This is a genomic window from Paraburkholderia sp. FW306-02-B (assembly GCF_058782725.1).
In genome coordinates, this window is record NZ_JBYSXZ010000002.1 from 1,543,061 (window position 1) to 1,562,071 (window position 19,011).

The 19,011-nt window shown below is 59.5% G+C and carries 15 protein-coding genes and 1 pseudogene; 8 read left to right on the forward strand and 8 right to left on the reverse strand.

The features are described 5' to 3' along the window. Positions 1–22: 22 nt before the first annotated feature. The 3 genes and pseudogenes from AC3WOG_RS28085 (at position 23) to AC3WOG_RS28095 (ending at position 2,985) form a co-directional block, all read left to right on the forward strand. Positions 23–716 (forward strand): annotated as a pseudogene (locus tag AC3WOG_RS28085) (SDR family NAD(P)-dependent oxidoreductase). A gap of 55 nt (positions 717–771) precedes the next feature. Beyond that, positions 772–1,695: a 3,5-dioxohexanoate:acetyl-CoA acetone transferase gene (gene kce / locus AC3WOG_RS28090; RefSeq protein ID WP_492581101.1), complete on the forward strand. Its 924-nt coding sequence runs from the start codon at positions 772–774 to the stop codon at positions 1,693–1,695. Positions 1,696–2,115: 420 nt separating this feature from the next. Further along, positions 2,116–2,985 carry an AraC family transcriptional regulator gene (locus tag AC3WOG_RS28095; RefSeq protein WP_492581102.1) on the forward strand — a complete coding sequence of 290 codons (870 nt, stop codon included), beginning with the start codon at positions 2,116–2,118 and terminating at the stop codon, positions 2,983–2,985. Positions 2,986–3,989: 1,004 nt separating this feature from the next. Here the strand turns inward: AC3WOG_RS28095 and AC3WOG_RS28100 are convergent. The 6 genes from AC3WOG_RS28100 to AC3WOG_RS28125 all read right to left on the reverse strand — a co-directional run bounded on the left by AC3WOG_RS28100 (position 3,990) and on the right by AC3WOG_RS28125 (position 11,805). Then, positions 3,990–5,432, reverse strand: a complete 1,443-nt coding sequence (locus AC3WOG_RS28100; protein ID WP_492581103.1) for an aldehyde dehydrogenase family protein — start codon at positions 5,430–5,432, stop codon at positions 3,990–3,992. Positions 5,433–5,465: 33 nt separating this feature from the next. Beyond that, positions 5,466–6,650 (reverse strand): fumarylacetoacetate hydrolase family protein, encoded by a 1,185-nt coding sequence (locus AC3WOG_RS28105; RefSeq protein WP_492581104.1) that lies wholly within the window; start codon positions 6,648–6,650, stop codon positions 5,466–5,468. A 64-nt stretch (positions 6,651–6,714) separates the two neighbouring features. Further along, entirely contained in the window at positions 6,715–7,947 is a 1,233-nt protein-coding gene (locus tag AC3WOG_RS28110) for a porin (RefSeq protein WP_492581105.1), read from the reverse strand. 330 nt (positions 7,948–8,277) lie between these two features. Then, complete coding sequence (locus AC3WOG_RS28115) at positions 8,278–9,294, reverse strand: Gfo/Idh/MocA family protein (protein WP_492581106.1); 1,017 nt, start codon at positions 9,292–9,294, stop codon at positions 8,278–8,280. A 103-nt stretch (positions 9,295–9,397) separates the two neighbouring features. Continuing rightward, positions 9,398–10,234, reverse strand: a complete 837-nt coding sequence (locus AC3WOG_RS28120; protein WP_492581107.1) for a shikimate dehydrogenase family protein — start codon at positions 10,232–10,234, stop codon at positions 9,398–9,400. A 137-nt stretch (positions 10,235–10,371) separates the two neighbouring features. Then, a complete protein-coding gene (locus tag AC3WOG_RS28125) occupies positions 10,372–11,805 on the reverse strand; it encodes an MFS transporter (RefSeq protein WP_492581108.1) in 1,434 nt (477 codons plus the stop codon). 83 nt (positions 11,806–11,888) lie between these two features. Between AC3WOG_RS28125 and AC3WOG_RS28130 the strand changes: the two genes are divergently transcribed. The 5 genes from AC3WOG_RS28130 to AC3WOG_RS28150 all read left to right on the forward strand — a co-directional run bounded on the left by AC3WOG_RS28130 (position 11,889) and on the right by AC3WOG_RS28150 (position 16,807). Then, positions 11,889–12,698 carry an IclR family transcriptional regulator gene (locus AC3WOG_RS28130; protein ID WP_492581109.1) on the forward strand — a complete coding sequence of 270 codons (810 nt, stop codon included), beginning with the start codon at positions 11,889–11,891 and terminating at the stop codon, positions 12,696–12,698. Between the two features lie 2 nt (positions 12,699–12,700). Further along, positions 12,701–13,504 carry a 2-keto-4-pentenoate hydratase gene (locus AC3WOG_RS28135; protein WP_492582473.1) on the forward strand — a complete coding sequence of 268 codons (804 nt, stop codon included), beginning with the start codon at positions 12,701–12,703 and terminating at the stop codon, positions 13,502–13,504. 12 nt (positions 13,505–13,516) lie between these two features. Continuing rightward, complete coding sequence (locus AC3WOG_RS28140) at positions 13,517–14,410, forward strand: fumarylacetoacetate hydrolase family protein (RefSeq protein WP_492581110.1); 894 nt, start codon at positions 13,517–13,519, stop codon at positions 14,408–14,410. A gap of 29 nt (positions 14,411–14,439) precedes the next feature. Next, positions 14,440–15,135 carry a hypothetical protein gene (locus AC3WOG_RS28145; protein ID WP_492581111.1) on the forward strand — a complete coding sequence of 232 codons (696 nt, stop codon included), beginning with the start codon at positions 14,440–14,442 and terminating at the stop codon, positions 15,133–15,135. A gap of 100 nt (positions 15,136–15,235) precedes the next feature. Beyond that, a complete protein-coding gene (locus tag AC3WOG_RS28150; RefSeq protein WP_492581112.1) occupies positions 15,236–16,807 on the forward strand; it encodes a UxaA family hydrolase in 1,572 nt (523 codons plus the stop codon). Positions 16,808–17,482: 675 nt separating this feature from the next. Here AC3WOG_RS28150 and AC3WOG_RS28155 read toward each other — a convergent pair. Beyond that, entirely contained in the window at positions 17,483–18,016 is a 534-nt protein-coding gene (locus AC3WOG_RS28155; RefSeq protein ID WP_492581113.1) for a MarR family winged helix-turn-helix transcriptional regulator, read from the reverse strand. Positions 18,017–18,194: 178 nt separating this feature from the next. Next, positions 18,195–19,001 (reverse strand): oxidoreductase, encoded by an 807-nt coding sequence (locus AC3WOG_RS28160; RefSeq protein WP_492581114.1) that lies wholly within the window; start codon positions 18,999–19,001, stop codon positions 18,195–18,197. Positions 19,002–19,011 lie beyond the last annotated feature (10 nt).

Below are 19,011 nucleotides of genomic sequence, written 5' to 3' on the forward strand. Positions count from 1 at the left end.
ACAATCAACCAAGGAAACTTGCATGTCGCGCAAACTTGAAGGCAAAGTCGCAATTGTCACTGGTGGATCCACCGGAATCGGGCTTGCTACCGCCAAGCGGTTCAATAGCGAAGGAGCGCATGTCATTATCACTGGTCGCCGACAGGCCGAACTCGACGCCACGGTTTCCGCGATCGGTAACGCTACCAGCATCCGGGTCGACTCATCGAACATGGCCGAACTGGAGACGCTGTTTGATCGGGTTAAATCGGAACCGGGTCGGATCGACGTATTGTTCGTCAACGCCGGCGGCGGCTCGCTGCTGCCGCTCGGAAATATTACCGAGGAGCAGTATGACGACACCTTTGGCCGTAACGTCAAGGGCGTACTGTTTACTGTGCAGAAGGCTCTGCCATTGCTGGCGGACGGCGCTTCAATCATCTTGACCGGCTCCACTGCCGCCAGCGGCGGTACCGAGGCCTTCAGTGTCTATGCCGCCTCCAAGGCCGCCGTACGCTCATCCGCCCGCAACTGGATTCTCGATCTCAAGGGCCCTGGCCGGCCCCGACGCCGCACGGCAGCAGGGAATGCTCGATGCTCTGGCTTCACGGATCCCAATGGGGCGCGTCGGCGATCCGGACGAAATTGCCAAGGCAGCAGTCTTTCTTGCTTCCGACGATTCAAGCATTGTTAACGGTATCGAACTGTTCGTCGACGGCGGTAAGGCCCAAATCTGAGTATCGCAGCAGTCGGGCGGAGCTCGCCACCTTATGCGGATTTCCTACTTCATTTATGAACAAAGTCATCATCACATGTGCTGTCACCGGTGCGATTCATACGCCCTCAATGTCACCGTATCTACCGGTTACACCGGAAGAGATCACCGAAGCCTCGGTCGGCGCGGCCGAAGCGGGCGCCGCGATCATTCACCTTCATGCACGCGATCCTGTCACCGGCAAGCCGGACCAGAGCCCCGACGCATTCGGCCGATTCTTGCCGCAGATTAAGGCGCGCACCGATGCCGTGTTGAATATCACCAGTGGCGGCGCGCCTTACATGACGATCGAGGAGCGCATTAAGCCGTCAATGCGCTTCGCGCCCGAGGTGGCCTCGCTCAACATGGGCTCCATGAACTTCGCGCTGTTCCCGATGCTGGCGCGCTTCAAGGAGTTCAAACATGCCTGGGAGCGCGAAGCGCTCGAAGCCAGTCGTGACCTGATTTTCCGCAACACCTTTAAGGATATTGAATACGCCCTGGCACAGTGTGCCGCCAACGACACGCGCTTCGAATTCGAGTGCTACGACGTGAGCCATCTCTACAACTTGGCGCACTTCGTCGAGCGCGGTCTAGTCAAGGCGCCGTTCTTTGTACAGACCGTGTTCGGCATCTTGGGAGGTATCGGCACGCACCCTGAAGACGTGTTGCACATGAAGCGGACGGCCGACAGGCTGTTCGGCAATGACTATCGCTGGTCGGTGCTGGGGACAGGCAAGGATCAGCTTCACCTTGCAGCAATGTCTGCCAGTATGGGAGGCAATGTGCGCGTCGGATTGGAAGACAGTTTGTGGCTTGGACGCGGCACGCTAGCCGAGAGCAATGTAGCGCAGGTGCGGCAGGTGCGCCAGATAATCGAGGGGCTTGGACTCGAAATCGCCAGCCCGAACGAAGCCCGGGAAATCTTGCAATTGAAGGGCATTGAGAAAGTCAAGTTCTGAGAAGAAACAGGGTCGACGTTTTTCGCCCAAGCAATCTGCGTCACTTGAGGTGCGGCAAGTCAATACATAATGTCTTAGATGAGGTCAGCGACAGAGTCAGAACGCGCTGGCCATAGCACCATTGAATGCCACTGCGCCGGCGATCAAGGGCGTGGGCAGGCTGCCGGACGCGCCAGTGATCTGACTCTATGCCACGGACCAGCGGCGGACCCGTTGCCTTGGCTCATCGCATCGCCGTTGTTGCAGGGCAGTACGAGTAGAGCTAAGGTGTACGATGCGCGGGGGTAAGCGAACGAGGTTGATGTCCATGCGTCGGCAACTCCCCATAAGGGGTATTCACCAGCCACTGATTCGCTTGCCAAAGGGAGAAGCCGCGCGCACACTGAAAGATCGGACGCAAGATCGAAGCGGAAGTAAGCAATGCATGGTCGCCTAGACTCACAAGCTGAATATCGCGAGGTTGGGGGCGAACTCGTCTCCGGCACCATTGTTGACTCACGCACCACACATGTTGAAATCCTCGCGCGCCGAGCGACCGAGCCCATCTCTTGGCGTTTTCGTCAACCGCGGCTCGCGCTGTTCTGGTTTCGGTACGGCCTCGAAGAGTTGCATCTAGAGCTCGACGGCCGCCGCATCCACTCGGGAATAAAACAAAGTACAAACCTTGCGCTGTTCCTAGCCTCGACTTCAGTCGAAGGCGAGTTCGACGTAGCCCCGCACTTCGACTACACGGTGGTCTTCCTCGACCCGACCGTTGCATCCGACGCTGGCTGCCACTTCAATCGACCACTGATTGCCTTCGGCAACGAAGATCTGCAACGTAGCCTTTCGGTCCTATGCCGCGAGGCGCGCAATGCAGACAGCCTTTACGGGTTGTTCGCTGAGGGCTGGGCAATGCAAGCACTCGCCCTACTGGCGCGGGTCGACGGCAGCCAGGCAGCCACCGTTCGCCCATGCGGTGGCCTCGCACCTAGCAGCTTGCGGCGCGTTATCGACTACGTCGAGGCCGACTTGTCGAGGCCGTTCACGATCGAGGGCTTGGCGCAAGTTGCCGGTGTCAGCCCCCGGCATTTCATGCGGGCCTTTCGGGAAAGCACCGGGCAGACACCCTTGCGCTTTGTGTACAGTCTGCGTCTCGAGCGGGCCAAGGAGTTCCTCTTGGATCCCCGTCGCACCGCAACTGAAGTCGCGCTGGATTGCGGCTTCAGCCACGCTCAGCACTTCAGCACCGCATTCAAGAAGGCGACTGGCGTGACGCCGTCCGATTTCCGCAGGGCTGCGACGCGCTGATGCGTCACGCGGCCCTAGGGGTCGTCCTGGAAATCCGCATCAGGTGGTCAGCTCGGGAGCCAGCGCGCCTGACGAGCGATGCTTCGATGCTTAGCGGGGAGGAGGACAGTCCCGACCGCAATGAGACGCGTCAAGTGCTGCTCGCCATGCAAACAGGGGGCGCGTGACCTTGATTCTCGACACAAGCACCGACCGCAGGAATGGAGGCGCTGTCCACGCCGGACTTCACGATGGCCACCCCGAAAGGAGTGGCCGCTGCGCGGCAAGCAGCTTCGGGCTACGCGCTTTGCCGCGCAGCGCTGGCACAAGACTTATACCACTTCCTGGGACATCAACCGAAGGAGAGCTCACGCTCGAAATACGTTTAGGTTGTCGGTCAACCATTCCGTCAACGAACGTGGGGGCTTTCCGGTCAGTTCCTCGACCCTCGAGGTTGTTTCGGCGATCGTAGACTCGCGGAACGTTTGGTCGAGTCCAACCATCCCGCGCCGCGGCGAAAGTTGCAACAGTGGCAGGATTAATTGTATTAGCGCAGACTTGACCATATGCTGCCGAAACGTGCCAGAATCGGCCAAGAACTGCACTCCTATTTTTGAAGACCAGCGGCTGCCTATGCGGCTCTTCCGGACGTTGAACGAATTTGCTTGACCGGCAGGGACGGGTCGAGGCCTGCCGCCGAATGTCACCAGGCCCTCGCCGGCGGTCCGGCGGCATCGTAGGGCGCAGTGCGACCAGTTACGGTCGTTCGCCTTAGCGGTCATGTGGTCATTCTGACGGCTGCTCTATACCGGTCAGCGGACCTTCGAACCTGGCAATGCTCTCGTTGAGCTGCCGCTATCGAGTGTTTCCTCAGAAAAAACTGGTTGTTGGAGCATATCAACGTGTGCCAGCTGCCCGGTAGTGGTTACCGCTCATGCAGGAGATTATCCGTGCAGTCGTGTTAAATGTAGCGAGAACTCGAGTGCCTCATTCGTTGCTGCCAGTTCTCGCTTTTCATTGCTTGCTCAAACGTTCCCAGGAGCGACGTATGTGGTTTTCACGGTCGTATAAAACTCGCGCGCATAGGTCCCCTGTTCCCGCGGACCATAGCTCGAACCTTTGCGACCACCGAATGGAACGTGATAATCGACCCCGGCCGTCGCGGTGTTGACCGTCACCATGCCGGCCTGCACGTGGCGCTTGAAATGGCTCGCATGTGCCAGCGACGCGGTGCAGATGCCGGCAGAAAGGCCGAATGGCGAGTCGTTGGCTACGGCAAGCGCTTCGTTGTAATCTGCGACTCGGATGACGGACGCGACAGGACCGAACACTTCCTCCCTGTTGATCGTCATCGCCGAGGTCGTGTTGGTCACCAGAGCCGGTGCCAGGAAAAATCCTTCGGTTGCCGAGGTAACACGTCCACCGCCAAACACCGAGCCACCTTCGGCGCGTGCGAGTTCGATATAACGCTCGTCCTGTTCTAGCTGTTTGGCATCGACAACGGGACCGATCTGCATCGACGCATCCAGGGCGTTACCAATCTTGAGACTGCGCATGCGCGCCTGCATGGCCTCGACAAAACGGTCGTGGATGCCGCTCGTCACGATCAGGCGACTAGATGCGGTACAACGCTGGCCGGTGGAGAAGAAGGCGCCATTGACGCACGCCTCGACCGCGACTTCCAGATCGGCATCGTCGAGCACGACCATTGGGTTCTTGCCACCCATCTCGAGCTGGAACTTCTTTCCGGTTGCGACGCATTGCGCGGCGATCGCCTGGCCGGTCCCAACCGAGCCCGTGAAGCTGATGGCATCCACGTCGGCTGACTTGACGAGTGTTTCGCCGACGATCGAACCCTTACCCATGACCAGATTGATGACCCCCGCCGGGGCGCCGGCTTCGGCGATGATCTTGACGAGTTCCCATACGCTGCCCGGCACGAAGTCCGCCGGCTTGATGACCACGCAGTTTCCATACGCGAGCGCGGGCGCAATCTTCCAGGCGGGAATGGCGATTGGGAAGTTCCACGGCGTAATCAGGCCGATGACGCCCAGCGGTTCGCGTGTGACTTCTACGGTCAGCCCCGGGCGCACGGACGGCACAATCTCACCGCCGACCCGCAATGCCTCGCCCGCGAAGAATTTGAAAATCTGTCCGGCGCGTCCCACTTCGCCGACTGCTTCGGCGAGCGTTTTCCCTTCCTCGCGTGCCAGCAGCTTACCGAGTTCGTTTTTGCGCGCAAGGATGGTGCTGCCGACCTGGTCGAGCAAGTCAAAGCGCTGTTGTGGGGTGCTGAGCGACCACGTGCGAAAGGCTGAGCGTGCAGACGCGATTGCTTTCTGTGTCTGATCTGCGCTGGCCCGTGCGAAATGGCCGATCACGTCGCTCGTGTCCGAAGGGTTCACATTAGGAACGGAGTCGTTGCCATCGACCCATTCGCCGCCAATGAAGTTCTTGAATTGCGTCATCGTAAATCCGTCAATGAGTAAATACGTGTTTGATCAGCTCAGGTTCAGCAGCGAGCGCTCGGCGAGGTTGGCGTACAGCGCACGCACGCCGAATGTCCACGGAGCGATTTCGGTCGACAGCCGCACGGTGTTGACGAGTGCGCCAAGCGGAGGGGCGCTGATCATCACGCGGTCGCCGACGTGATGCGTAAAGCCGCCACCCGGCGCATCGCGATCCTTGATCGGAGAGAACATCGTGCCGAGGAACAACATGAAGCCATCGGGATACTGATGATGCTTGCCCCAGGTCTGATTCACCAGGTCAAGAGGGTCACGGCTGATCTCCCGCATATGGCTGATGCCCTCAAGCAGGAAGCCGTCGTCGGTACCTTCGACGCGCAACGAAACACTCGTTTCTCGAATCGTGTCCAGCGTGAACCGTTCGTCGAACAGGCGGATAAACGGACCGATCGCGCATGAGCCGTTGTTGTCCTTGCATTTGCCAAGCAGCAGCGCGGACCGGCCCTCGATGTCGCGCAGATTGACGTCGTTACCCAGTGTGGCGCCCACCACCTCGCCTTTGCTGTTGACTGCAAGGACGATCTCCGGCTCTGGGTTGTTCCACTTCGAAGCAGGCAGCAAGCCGATATCGGCACCGAATCCGACTGAGGACATAGGCTGCGACTTCGAAAATACCTCTGCATCGGGGCCGATTCCGACTTCCATATACTGCGACCATGCACGGCGTCGCTGCAGTTCTTCCTTGAGCTTGCCGGCAGCGTCTGAGCCGGGCTTGATCTTCGACAGATCGGTGCCGATCAGACGCGTGATTGCAGCGCGCACTTCATCAGCCTTCGCAGGGTCGCCGCCCGCCTGCTCTTCAATGACGCGTTCAAGAAGGCTCACGGCAAACGTCACGCCACAGGCTTTGATGGCTTGCAGATCGCAGGGAGCCAGGAGGTAGGGTTGATCCTCTTTCCGTTGAGCGGCGACGGTGGCTTCGATCAGATTGCCGACATGACCCAGAGATTCGCCGGAAGCCTGCCGGACGAGTTCGACCAGATCCTGGCGATCGAAAAGATCGGACACGGTTGGTGCAATGCGGGAGATATCGAATACTTCCCCGCAGCGAACAGCAACGACGCACGGTCCCGCGCCGTTTCTCGTTTGACGCCACACGCGGCCAACGAGCAGGGCACCGTCGAGATCGTCAGGAAGATAGCTGGAATATGAGGTCATGGAAGGATCCAATGTGCATTGAAAGTGCTGGCGATCGTAATCGCAACAGGGATAAAACGCTGTGCTAGAAGCGGTGGACGATACCCACGCCTGCTGCGAACATGCTGCGCGAGGACGAGGGAGTCGATTGGAACCCATCGCCGATGGATGCGGTCGCATCGATCTGACGGTTCGTAGCGCCGCCCGGGAACGTCGGCGTGCCAAGGGTACGGCCGTTCGCACGTTGGAATGCCTCCAGTGCATAGAAGCCAGTACGTTTGGACAGCGCATAGTATTGGGACAAGTTGAACTGGTGGTACGACGCTGCATCGTTGATACCGTTCGCCTTGCTTGCCCACGTGTAGCTGTAACCGGCAGCGAAGTCCCATGCTGTTGTAGCCTTCCAGTGCAGCACCGTACCAGCGGTGTTAAAGACCTGCTCGTCCGTGAACTTCGACGCCACGCCCGGAATATACTGAACATTAGTGTACGTCGCCGTGATATCCCACGCGCTGTTGAACACGTAGCCGAGGCCGACCGCGAAGCGATTCTGCGCCTGCGCGCCCTGATAGCCATTCGTCACCGCCGACACGCCCGACTGGCCAGCCGTGTTCGTCGTCGAATCCGCACCGTAGACGCCGCCGCCGACGGTCGAGTTGTTGATGCGCGAGAACGCGACAGTACCGCCGATGGGGCCTTGCTGATACTGGATTGCGGCCGACCACGTTGAGCCGCGATAGATGCTGTCCGGCACGCCTGCGAGCGAGTATGAGCCGCTGAGCGTCACGCCGTAGAGCTTCGGCGACGTATAGACGATCGAGTTGTTCGCGCGGTAGATCGTGTCCAACGCGTCCAGATCGCCCGGGTGCGCGCCGAAGTAGCCGGTCAACCAGGTCGTCGGGCTGTACGGCGCCATCAGTGTGTAGTAAGACATGTATTGGCGACCCAATGTCAGCGTACCGAATGTCTGGTTCGTCAGACCGACCCAGGCTTGACGGCCGAACATCGCGTTCGCGTATTGCTGCGCGCCGTTGTTCATGTTGAAGCCCGACTCCAACTGGAAAATGGCCTTGGTGCTGCCCCCGAGATCTTCAGCGCCCTTCAGGCCGAAGCGGCTGCCCGCCCAGATGCCCGATGCCGTCTTAATGTTCGAACGGCCGCCGCTTGTCGAACCGAGTGAGGTTTGGCTGCTTTGATAGACGATCGAATCATCGACGATACCGTACAGCGTCACGCTGCTTTGAGCGAACGCCGGCGCAGCGGCTGCGAACGCCGTTGCTGCGAGTGCGGCCTTGGTTATCATATTGAAATTCTTCATGGATTCTCCTCTATGTAGATATGCCAAATAGCATTCTTTTCTATGGGATCGATACGAGCGCAGCAAGCGCTCTCATATGGATCGTCGGTTTCTTCGCGGTTGCATGGAGCTGAACTGGTCGGCCAGTTCGCTTCATTTAAATTAGGTGTACTAGATTAGCGATGGGATGCGCAAATTTCAGGCGAAGCCGCACAACTAATGCTGCGAAATTTCCTAGTTGATGAGATCGATTGATTGTTGTGAGCAGCTACCCATGCTGCGCCTATTGATAACGATCCTCGGCGCATGCAGGTCGGCTGTCCCGTATTTTTTTACGCTATAGCTTTCTGACTAGGCAGCGGGATTCAGATCAAGAGACATTCCGCCCTGTTGGGCCGAGGCGTAGGCCGCGTCCATGACTTGCATCATCCGCTCCGCATCGCGCAACGATGCGATCGGCTTTGCGCCAGTCTGACTTTCAGCGAGAACGCGCTTGACGAACAAGGGATAGTAGGCGTCGGTCTCAAGCTGCAGGCGGCGGCTGCGCGTGCCGGCGGAAAGATTATTTCTGTCGCGGGTCTCGATTCGGTCCGGGCCAGACTTCGCGTACATGCGCTTCGAAGCTAGAGTGAAAGAAAATTCGCGCTGCTCGTCGGCGGTACTTGGAAAGCTGTATCCCGTCTCCACCGAGCCGATCACGCCGTCTTCAGTTTGCATGGTCACCAGCGAATAGTCTTCTACGGCACCTCCATGCGTTCTTGAGTTCATGACGGCGGAGACACGGGCAACCTCCTTGCCTGTGAGCAATCTGAACAAGTCGATGAAGTGGGTTGCCAGGTTGATTGTGCATCCGCCGCCGGAATATTCGTGTTCGATTGCCCAACCGGAGCCTGCCGCTTGGTATCGACTGGGCGGCCCGGCGATGAAACGAAACGACATGTAGTTAAAGTCTGATGGTATGCGCCCCTCCGCTTCTTCAAGTGAGCCCAGCAAATCGCTCATCCGGAAGATTAACGGCACCGCGCAATAAAGCTTCGCTTGCTCGGTCAGTGTGCGAAGCCGGGTGACTTGTGACATATTGACGCCGCACGGCTTTTCTAACGCGAATGGAATGTTCCGCGCGATCACGGCCTCGGCGAGCGCCGGCATTTCGGAATGCCGCCCGAACACAAACGCGAAATCGACTTCCTCGCGCTCAAGCAACTCGTAGGCCGACGGGTACAACCTGCTTCCGAATCGTGCGGCGATCGCCTCGCCCTTCACTTGCTCCGCGTCAGAGACGGCAACCAGCTCGATCCCGGGCGCTTCGAGGGCATCAAGATACAGCGGGACATGCCAATGGCTGGCTTCCAGCAAGGCAATTTTCATTCATGTTCTCCTTCGTCATATTCCCGAATTTTGTAATTCCGAGTCGTAATAGCCGGTGGCTTCGGGCATATTCTGGCGCCACCGTGCGCTTTTGCCTCGCTGCTCATTTCAAGCTTTCGTCCCTTGTCGTGCGGCCATCGGGGCGATAATCGAACCCCAGGAAGCGCAGCGCGTACAGCGCCTGTCCTTGATGCATTGGACCGCCGTCCTGGATACGGCATCCACGTTCCTGTGCGGCTCGCAGAAGCGGCGTCGGCTCCGCCGAATTAACGATGTCTACGACGATGGCGCCAGAGGCGAGCCGCTGCGGATCAACTGGCATCGGATCGTTCGCTTTCATGCCGAGCGGCGTGGCGTTAATTACGACGTCGAAATCTCGAGGATCTGGTGGTCCCGAACGCGCAGTACAAGCCGTTTCAGCCGCAACAGAGGCCGCAAGATCCTTGGCGCGGTGCTCGTCGACATCGGAGATGGTCAGCTTGCTAGCGCCTGCGGAAGCGATGGCAAATGCGATCGCTCTACCTGCGCCTCCCGCGCCGACGAGGAGCACCGACTTATTCGCCGGACTGTTGCCTTCCCACTGCATTCCAAGAACGCAGCCAATGCCATCGGTTATCGTGCCGACCCAGCGACCATCTGCTTCGCAGCGAATGACGTTGAGCGCGCCGACCTGACGAGCAGTCGAATCTAGCTCGTCGACAAGCGCGAGCATCCGTTGCTTATGAGGCATCGTGACCAGCATGCCGGACAGATTGCCCAACGCTCTTGCACCCGCAACGAAAGCCGGCAAGTCATCTGACTTGACACAGAAAGGAACGCAAACTGCGTCGGCGCGCTGTTCGATAAACAGTTGGTTCAACAATCGTGGCGACTTCGCCGCGCTCAGCGGGTCGCCTACCAAACCGTAGAGCCGCGTTGTGCCTGAGATATGTGGTTGCATTGCGTCTTAATGTAAAACGAAGGTCAATTCGTGCACATTCGAAGCGGCGTACGGCTCTGAAGTGCACGTTTGCATGCGAAGTCCCATTTGCGTCGCGCCCACGCGGCGATTATGCCGAGTAGGCGGCCGGCGGCGGCTTAAGACCGCACTTCATTGGCAAACTCCGGTTCAGCGGCATCCTTGCTCGTCGCGGCCATCGCTTCACTGCGCAGGCGTTCATATTCGGCCTTAGGTACAGGAGTAGCGTTGCGGTCTCCGAGATCGTCAAGGCGTATACGGTACGTTTCCCGAGTGGTGAACGCGGCAAACGCGGCAAGCAGACAAATGCCGAATGTGAGAAAGCCGATCTTCAACGGGATGTTGGTGGACCCCGGGGGCGCGACCGCGACGAAAAGCGACGGCAGCAAGGCACACAAAGTCGTCCCTACGTTTTGTCCGATCGCCATGCCTGAGACACGCACGCGCGTGCGGAACAGTTCGGGGAAGAGACTCGGGAACACACCGTTGAAGCCTTGGTAAGCGACGCCCCACATGAGCAACGAGAAGAGCAGTGAGAGCCCGATACTGTGGATGCTGATGGCGTACAGGTAGCCGAAAGCGAAGATTCCGGAGCTCACAACGCCGACGATAACGGGGGGCCTGCGACCGATCTTGTCCGAGAGGTTGCCGACGAGGGGGATCAGTATGACGGAGCAAAGGTTGCCGAGGACCGGAACCCACAGAAAGACGCCGGCAGGAAACCCAATACCGTACGCGGGCTGGACTGCATAGGTCGCGCCGAAAACACTCGCCAGGAGCGCAGTGACCGCAGCAAGTGCCATGCCAACAACGCGCAAGACATCGCCCCAACTCTCGCGCAGGACCTCGATGACCGGAGACGCAGCAACTTCCCCGTGTGCCTGCTCCTCAGAGAAAGCTGGGGTCTCATCGACCTCGCGCCGAATGATGTAACCCGCGATGATCACGACGATGCTCAGCAGGAACGGAATGCGCCAGCCCCAGGAAGCAAACTGATCCTTCGGCATGAAGTGCGCGAGCGGCAAGAAGATGCCTGCCGCCAGGAGTTGCCCTGCCTGCACGCCTTGGAGGGTAAAGCTTGCAAAGTACCCACGCCGTCCGAACGGCGCATGTTCGAGAATCATGGAACTGGCGCCGGACATCTCTCCCGCGACCGCGAATCCCTGAATGAGCCGCAGGATGACGAGCAGCACTGGCGCCCAGATGCCGATCTGCTGGTAGGTCGGCAAGAGGCCCACACACATCGTTGCGGCCCCCATCAGGAGCATGCAGAAGATCAGCACCGTCTTTCGGCCGTGGCGGTCGCCGAGGTGCCCAAGCACCATGGCCCCTACCGGTCGGGCGACATAGCCGACGCCGAACGTCGCCAGTGAAGCGACGATGCCTACCGTTGGATTGTGTGAGGGAAAGAAGAGTTGGGGGAACAACAATGACGCGGCGGTCGCGTAGATGAAAAAATCGTAATACTCGAGCGCTGAGCCGATCCAACCACTGGCTGCTGCGATCTTCGACTGGCGCTTGCCGTGGGGCTTAGCCGGTGCTTTTGCGTTCATGCTGTCTCCGTGGTAATTGACTTTTCGGTGCCATTCGTCTATTGTTGTAACACCGTTCCAATAGGAATGATGTTACTCAAATTATGAGAGTTGTCAAGGGAGCAGTTGACCGGTCGCTCCAGGCGATCGAGTTGCTCGCACGTGAGGCGCGCTGGATGCGTATGTCTGACATCGCCGCCGAACTCGAGTTGGAAAAAGGCCCCGCGCATCGTGTACTCGCGCAGTTGTGCGAGCAGGGCTGGGCTGAACAGGACGAAAACACTTCTCAATACCGTCTTACCCTGAAGCTTTCCTTGTTGGGTCAGCGGTACTTGCATGGACTTGGCCTGCCGGGCCTGGTGCAGCCGATCCTTGATGACGTGGCGGCGCATTGCCGCGAGCTGGTTCGGCTGACCGTCGCAAGTGAAGGCACGCTCGCGTGGCTGGCGTCCTCGCAAGGCGCGGCACCGGGCCTTATGTATTCGCCGTCCATGGATAGCCCTATTACCTTGCATGCAACGGCGAACGGGAAGGTGTGGCTGGCGTCGATGCCGAACGACCGGGCGGTCGAATGTGCATTGCGTGGTGGACTCGGAAAAGCCGCCGCCAGCGCATGTGGGCCCAAAGCAATCACCAGCATCGAGCAGTTGATTCCCGAGTTGGAGCTGACCAGACAGCGCGGCTATGGGCTTGTTGTAGAAGAGGCAGAGCCGGGCGTTGCCGCTTTGGCGGTGCCGGTGCGATCGCTGACCGACGATACGGTGGTCGGCACGATGAGCATTGCTGGACCGGTGATGCGAGTTCAGCCGGAGCGCTACGACGACTTCTACGCGCTATTGAAAGAAGCAGCTTCGAAGCTAGGTGCGGTATGGCCGCGTCAAAGCGTTGGTGCGAACGTAAGTGAGGCGGCGTGAATATGACAGCCGCGACGCAGGCCACCGAGGCCATCGCCAGTCGGCGTGAACAGGCAGCAAGTATTCTTGTAACAGCGCGCCAAAAAGGCGTGCTCGTAGAGCGTCTCCCCGTCGAAGTGCTGCCTGTGAATCTGGACGACGGTTTCGCAATCCAGCAAGAGGTCAGCCATAAGCTAGGTCGGCGGATTGTCGCATGGAAATGTGCGCTTCCGCAGCCGGGCAAAGTCATCGCCGCGCCGATCTATGACGCTGATATCCATCGAGGCGATGTATGTCGCATGAGTGGGCCTCCGCGTGCCTCTGTGAGGGCGGAGCCGGAACTGGCCTGTCTACTGGACCGCGACCTGCCGCCACGGCGCGAAGCTTATAGCGAAGCTGAAGTGCTCGACGCTCTCGGGCACACGCACCTCGCGCTCGAATTGCTAGGCAGTCGTTACTCGCATCCCGAAAGGCTGTCGTTCCCTGAACTACTTGCAGACGGCCTGTTCAATGCCGGCCTTGTCATCGGACCCCGCGTTAAATCGATGGAGGGCGCGACGCTGGCCGATCTCCCCGTCGAATTCGACGTCAGTGTAGCCAGCGTCGGCGAAAAAGCAGTCATGTGTGCGGGACGCCACCCTGACCGGGGCGCGCTCGCGCCGATTGTGTGGCTCGCCAATTTCCTTCGCGTCCGCGGCCTAGGGCTGCATGCCGGCCAGGCTGTGATCACCGGGTCTTACGCGGGCGTTCTGGAGTTGCAGGTCGGTCGCGACTTGCGTATCGGCTTCGGCAATCTCGGCACATTGCCCATCACTCTTTTGTCTTGATAGGAGTACTACATGCGTCTCGTCCGTTTCGGCCAGCCCGGCCATGAGCACCCCGGTATTATCGATTCGAGCGGCGCGATCCGTGATCTGACCGGCATCGTGAACGACATTGATGGAACGACTATCACGCCAGTCGCCCTTTCCAAGCTGAGCGAACTCGCTCTCGGTCGTCTGCCCGTCGTTGAAGCGGGCACGCGTCTCGGCGCCTGCATCGGCAATGTCCGTAATCTCGTGTGCATTGGTCTGAACTACTCCGATCATGCTGCTGAAACCGACACGCCGATTCCACGGGAACCGGTGGTGTTCAACAAGCATACGGGCGCCATCAGCGGCCCGAACGACCCGGTCGTCTTGCCCGCAGACGCGCAAAAGCTCGATTGGGAGGTGGAACTCGGCGTGGTGATCGGCAAACCCGCCTGGCAGATCGACGAAGCCAACGCGCTGGACCATGTGGCGGGTTACTGCCTTGCGAATGATGTCTCCGAACGAGCGTATCAGCTCGAACGCGAAGGCCAGTGGACCAAGGGCAAAAGCGGATTTTCGTTCGCTCCGCTTGGTCCGTGGCTGCTGACACGCGACGAAGTTCCCGATCCGCAGGTGCTCGACCTTTGGCTGGACGTGAACGGTACGCGCCGTCAGACGGGCAACACACGCACGATGATTTTCAACGTCGCGCACATCGTGGCGTATCTCAGCCGCTTCATGCCTTTAATGGCGGGCGACGTGATTATTACGGGCACGCCTCCTGGCGTAGGCCTCGGTCAGAAACCGCCAGTCTTCCTGAAAGCAGGCGACACCATGACGCTCGGCGGCAGCGGACTCGGCGAGCAGACACAAAAGGTTGTGCAGTACGTGAACACTCTTGGCGCAGCCTGGGGCCGCGGCGAGTATCCATCGGCACTTTAAGACGATCCGATTTGTCAACGGGAGGAGATATGAGCCTTGCTGGAACGGGCGTAGTCGCAATCTGGCACGACCTGCTGCCGGAAGCGAAGGATGAATTTTACGAGTGGCATAACCGCGAGCACATGCCGGAACGCGCCGGCATCCCCGGGTTCAGGCGCGGTCGGCGCTTCATAGCACTGGATGCAGGGCCCGAGTACTTCAATCTGTACGAGGCCGACACCGTTGAGGTGCTTGGCGCGCAAGACTACCTTACCCGGTTGAATACGCCGACGCCGTGGACCAGGCAGGTTGTCGCCTCTTTCCGGAGCGTCGCGCGCTCAATCTGTCACGTCGCCTATTCGGACGGCGTTGGGCAAGGTGCCTATCTTGTGACTGTGCGCTTCGACGTGCCTTCGGATGCTCGTGCAGACGTCGTGAAGGGTTTGCGTCAGCGCGTGCTGCCGCCCCTCGCGGATCTGCCAGGGATCACCGGCGTGCACCTGTGCCTTGCAGACGAAGCAATCAGCAAAGTGGAAACGGCGGAAAAGAAGGCGCGTTCAGAGGGCACGCAGGTACCCACATGGATAGTGTTAGTCGAAGGGTGCCGGGCAGACTATGTCCGTTCTGCGGTGGACCGTTTTGTTTCGGGACTCGCGGCATTACCTGAGGCTGGCGCGACGGCACCGGACACGACGCTCTACCAACTTGAGTACACGCGCTGCAAAACACCCTGGAGCGCTGGCTAAGCGGTTAAGCGTCGTCGATCACCGCTTCACGGCCCTTCGCGCGAATCCAACGTGGCCACGCGCGACCGGCGTACACCCTGAGAAACGTAGGAGTAGTGCCATGTCGTTGAATATCGCCGACACGTCCGCCCAAACCACCGCGTCGAAGTCGGCTCGCGTCGTACGGCTCAATCCTGCCGATGATGTCATTATCGCACTTGAACAGCTTGTGTCCGGTACGGTTATCGACAAGGAAGCGGTGACAGTCTCGGGACTGATTCCGCCCGGGCACAAGCTGGCGACACGTGACATCGCTCCGGGTGAGGCGGTGCACCGCTACGGCCAGTTGATCGGCTTTGCGAGTCAGCCCATTCGCGCGGGGCAGCATGTCCACACACATAATCTCGCGATGGGCGACTTTGCGCGCGACTACGCGTTTGCTCAGGCTGCACGTCCGACTGTACGCTCGAACCAGCCCGCAACATTCCGAGGCATTGTCCGCGCCGACGGCCGTGTCGCCACACGCAACTACATCGGGATCCTCACCTCCGTGAATTGTTCGGCCACGGTTGCGCGGGCCATTGCTGATCAGTTCCGGCGCGACATCCATCCTGAAGAACTGGCTGCGTTCCCGAATGTCGATGGCGTCGTCGCACTCACACATGGTTCCGGTTGCGCCATCGACTCTGAAGGTGATGGTCTCGCGATCCTGCAGCGCACGATTGGCGGTTATGCATGCCATCCGAACTTCGCAAGCGTGCTGGTCGTCGGTCTGGGGTGTGAAACGAATCAGATCCCGCGATTACTTGAGACGCAGGGACTCCGGCAACACGACCGCTTGCGAGCATTCACGATCCAGGACAGCGGTGGCACCAAACTGACGATTGCGAAGGGTATTGAACTGGTTCGAGGCATGTTGCCGGAAGCGAATAACGTGAGGCGGGAGCCGGTCAGCGCAAGCCATCTCACGGTCGGTCTTCAATGCGGGGGATCGGACGGATATTCCGGCATTACGGCCAATCCGGTGCTCGGCGCGGCCGTTGATCTGCTGGTGCAGTACGGGGGCACCGCGATCCTCTCTGAGACGCCCGAAATCTATGGCGCGGAGCACTTACTGACGCGCCGCGCCGCAACGCCCGAGGTGGGTCGGAAGCTGATTGATCGCATCAAGTGGTGGGAAGCCTACGCGCATCGGCAAGGGGCGCAAATGAACAACAATCCGTCTGCGGGCAACAAGGCCGGTGGCTTGACTACCGTCCTTGAAAAATCACTGGGAGGCATTGCGAAAGCCGGCTCTACCAATCTGGTCGAAGTGTACGAATATGCCCAGCCGATCACGGCGCGCGGACTTGTTTTTATGGACACGCCCGGCTACGACCCGGTGTCGGCTACCGGCCAGGTAGCCGGCGGTGCGAATCTTATCTGTTTCACGACGGGACGTGGTTCAGCATACGGCTGCGCCCCCGCGCCGTCCGTCAAACTTGCGACGAACACAGCACTTTGGCAACGACAGTCCGACGATATGGACCTGAACTGCGGAGAGGTGTTGGAAGGGAGGACGACGATCGAGCAACTGGGCGCAGTGCTCTTCGAATTGCTGCTAGATGTCGCCTCGGGGACCCGTTCACGTAGTGAGCGGCACGGGTACGGACAGCAGGAATTCGTACCTTGGCAGATTAGCGCAATCATGTGAGCGCAGATCAATAACGTTCGACGGTCTCTGTGCTGATAAGCAGGTGGTGATTTGCCCCGCAGCCGTTCCTAAGGAGGCGCGTCTATGCGAGCAACTGCAATTGAAGGCTGCTATGCATCGGACATCTGCCGCTCGACACTCGGCGGTTTGCAAGTCTGCTTGGGGTCGCGTGCCGCCAATCGCTGGCGGGCAGTGACCGGCCACCAAGAGTCATTCGCCGGCAGCGTCGATTGGACATCAGGGCGACCGCTCCACACCAGCAACCGGCCGTTCGACAGGTGTTGCTGGAAGACTCGGGCCGACAATGCGCGCTTCCACCGGCTCGCGCCAGCTGGACAGCGTCTCGTCTACCTCTGTCGCGATCCGGGCTCGGAAAAGCCGGTATCCCAAGTTCCTCCGAAGGTCGAATACACGCTGAGCAAAATGGGAATTGCGCTCGGACCCTCATCGAGGCGCTCATCGAATGGGCCGAAATGCGGCGGCAAATACTGGGAGATGCCTCAACCCGGTAACGGTGCAGGTAGCTCCGGAAGCCCGGTAGGTCTCTTCGAGCTGATGGTCACGCGACTACCCCTTCGCGCCGATTCCCCCGTGCTCCGAACTGGATCGACGCGGCCGACGTATGTCAGTCACGATGATCCTCCGGGCTGTCGGGCCGTCTTGTAGTTCACCAGGCTAGTCATTGCGTCGCAGCAGTCGAGATTCCGGGCGAGCAGGAGCGCCGCTGGCGTCGTTCAGGTCGTCGAGCCTTTTCATATCCCGGATCACGTGGAAAAGATCACGCATTGACTCGAGATCAATCAGTCTCACAAACACAAAGGTATCCTGATAGGCACGCATCCAGGGGATCATTGCTGAAGCCACAGCTTTTCGGCCTTCGGTCGTCACGACGAGCTGGCGTTTCCGTCGATCTCCTTCGTGGGAGATCGTTGAGATGAGCCTGCGGCGGAACAATGGTGCCAGATTGGCCGACAGATTCGATCGGTCCATTTCCAGTTCTGCTGCCATGTCGCCGAAAACGAGTGGTTCGCGTAGATGTAGCAAGGCGAGCATGCAAAACTGGGATGCGTTGACGTCCGTATGCCGTAGTGCTTCGTCGAAATGAGCCCAGAAAGCGCGCATTGCGCGCTGGGCGAAAAAATGGTTGAGCGCGAGAGCGGAGATTTCTCCGATTGCGAGCATCGACGACTCGCAATTCTGACTTTCCATATCTGCGGTTCCGGGTGCGTACGGGCTCGATTGCAAAGAGTTCCGTGCTGTCGCGGGCGGTCGTTGCGAGGCGCCGAAGTTGTCATGACCATGGACGCCTGAAGCTGATCACTCGTCGGCGCAGGGCGGGCCCGCGAACGTGATGCGCAGATCACGTTGCGGCGGGAGAGAGAGGATTTCAGGCGAGTCCGAATGTTTTCCTCAAGCTTGCATCGACGGGGCCGGAGGGCATGAAGCGCCGCAATTTGCGCAACAGGGATGCTTCGCCGGCCGGTGTGCGACGCATACGCCAGCTGCCAAGCGCGGCTTCAACAATTGTGTTTGCCACGCCATCGGGCGCGGGGGCACCTTCGATACTGTTGACGACTGCGCTCGATGCAAGCGCACGCTCGCGGTCATAGGCAGCGATTTTCGAACTCACCTGAGGCGCATTGACGTCGAGATTGGTTCGGGTAAAGGACGGCTCGATCAGCGTTGCGCGGATGCCGAACTGGCGCATCTCGTGATCCAGCGTCTCGGTCAACCCCTCGACGGCATGCTTGGACGCCGCATAGAGTCCCATGTACGGTGCCGGCAAGAAGCCGAGTACCGAACTGATATTGACGATCCGTCCGCGTTGTTGCGCGCGCATTTGCGGAAGCACTGCATGGACCGTACGCAAAATGCTAAATACGTTGGTGTCGAAAAGCGCGACGGCTTCGGTGACCGACGTTTCCTCCACCGCTCCGATCAGCGTCGTGCCAGCATTGTTGACGAGCACGTCAATGCGCCCGGCGCGATCGAAGATCGTATGAATCGCGCTTCGAACGGAGGCATCGTCGCGCACATCCATTTCGACCAACTCAACGCCGGCCAACGGCGCCGTTTTTGCAATGCTGCGCACGGTGCCAAATACGCGGCACCCGCGCTTCGCGAACTGCTCTGCGGTCGCGCGTCCGATACCCGATGACACGCCGGTCACAACGACCACTTTGGAATTGGGCATGGCAGTTTCC

What these genes read in the sequence shown, in the direction of transcription:
- kce (WP_492581101.1), top strand. Translation starts at nt 772, where the DNA reads ATGAACAAAGTCATCATCACATGTGCTGTCACCGGTGCGATTCATACG.
- AC3WOG_RS28095 (WP_492581102.1), top strand. Translation starts at nt 2,116, where the DNA reads ATGCATGGTCGCCTAGACTCACAAGCTGAATATCGCGAGGTTGGGGGC.
- AC3WOG_RS28100 (WP_492581103.1), bottom strand. Translation starts at nt 5,432, where the DNA reads ATGACGCAATTCAAGAACTTCATTGGCGGCGAATGGGTCGATGGCAAC.
- AC3WOG_RS28105 (WP_492581104.1), bottom strand. Translation starts at nt 6,650, where the DNA reads ATGACCTCATATTCCAGCTATCTTCCTGACGATCTCGACGGTGCCCTG.
- AC3WOG_RS28110 (WP_492581105.1), bottom strand. Translation starts at nt 7,947, where the DNA reads ATGAAGAATTTCAATATGATAACCAAGGCCGCACTCGCAGCAACGGCG.
- AC3WOG_RS28115 (WP_492581106.1), bottom strand. Translation starts at nt 9,294, where the DNA reads ATGAAAATTGCCTTGCTGGAAGCCAGCCATTGGCATGTCCCGCTGTAT.
- AC3WOG_RS28120 (WP_492581107.1), bottom strand. Translation starts at nt 10,234, where the DNA reads ATGCAACCACATATCTCAGGCACAACGCGGCTCTACGGTTTGGTAGGC.
- AC3WOG_RS28125 (WP_492581108.1), bottom strand. Translation starts at nt 11,805, where the DNA reads ATGAACGCAAAAGCACCGGCTAAGCCCCACGGCAAGCGCCAGTCGAAG.
- AC3WOG_RS28130 (WP_492581109.1), top strand. Translation starts at nt 11,889, where the DNA reads ATGAGAGTTGTCAAGGGAGCAGTTGACCGGTCGCTCCAGGCGATCGAG.
- AC3WOG_RS28135 (WP_492582473.1), top strand. Translation starts at nt 12,701, where the DNA reads ATGACAGCCGCGACGCAGGCCACCGAGGCCATCGCCAGTCGGCGTGAA.
- AC3WOG_RS28140 (WP_492581110.1), top strand. Translation starts at nt 13,517, where the DNA reads ATGCGTCTCGTCCGTTTCGGCCAGCCCGGCCATGAGCACCCCGGTATT.
- AC3WOG_RS28145 (WP_492581111.1), top strand. Translation starts at nt 14,440, where the DNA reads ATGAGCCTTGCTGGAACGGGCGTAGTCGCAATCTGGCACGACCTGCTG.
- AC3WOG_RS28150 (WP_492581112.1), top strand. Translation starts at nt 15,236, where the DNA reads ATGTCGTTGAATATCGCCGACACGTCCGCCCAAACCACCGCGTCGAAG.
- AC3WOG_RS28155 (WP_492581113.1), bottom strand. Translation starts at nt 18,016, where the DNA reads ATGGAAAGTCAGAATTGCGAGTCGTCGATGCTCGCAATCGGAGAAATC.
- AC3WOG_RS28160 (WP_492581114.1), bottom strand. Translation starts at nt 19,001, where the DNA reads ATGCCCAATTCCAAAGTGGTCGTTGTGACCGGCGTGTCATCGGGTATC.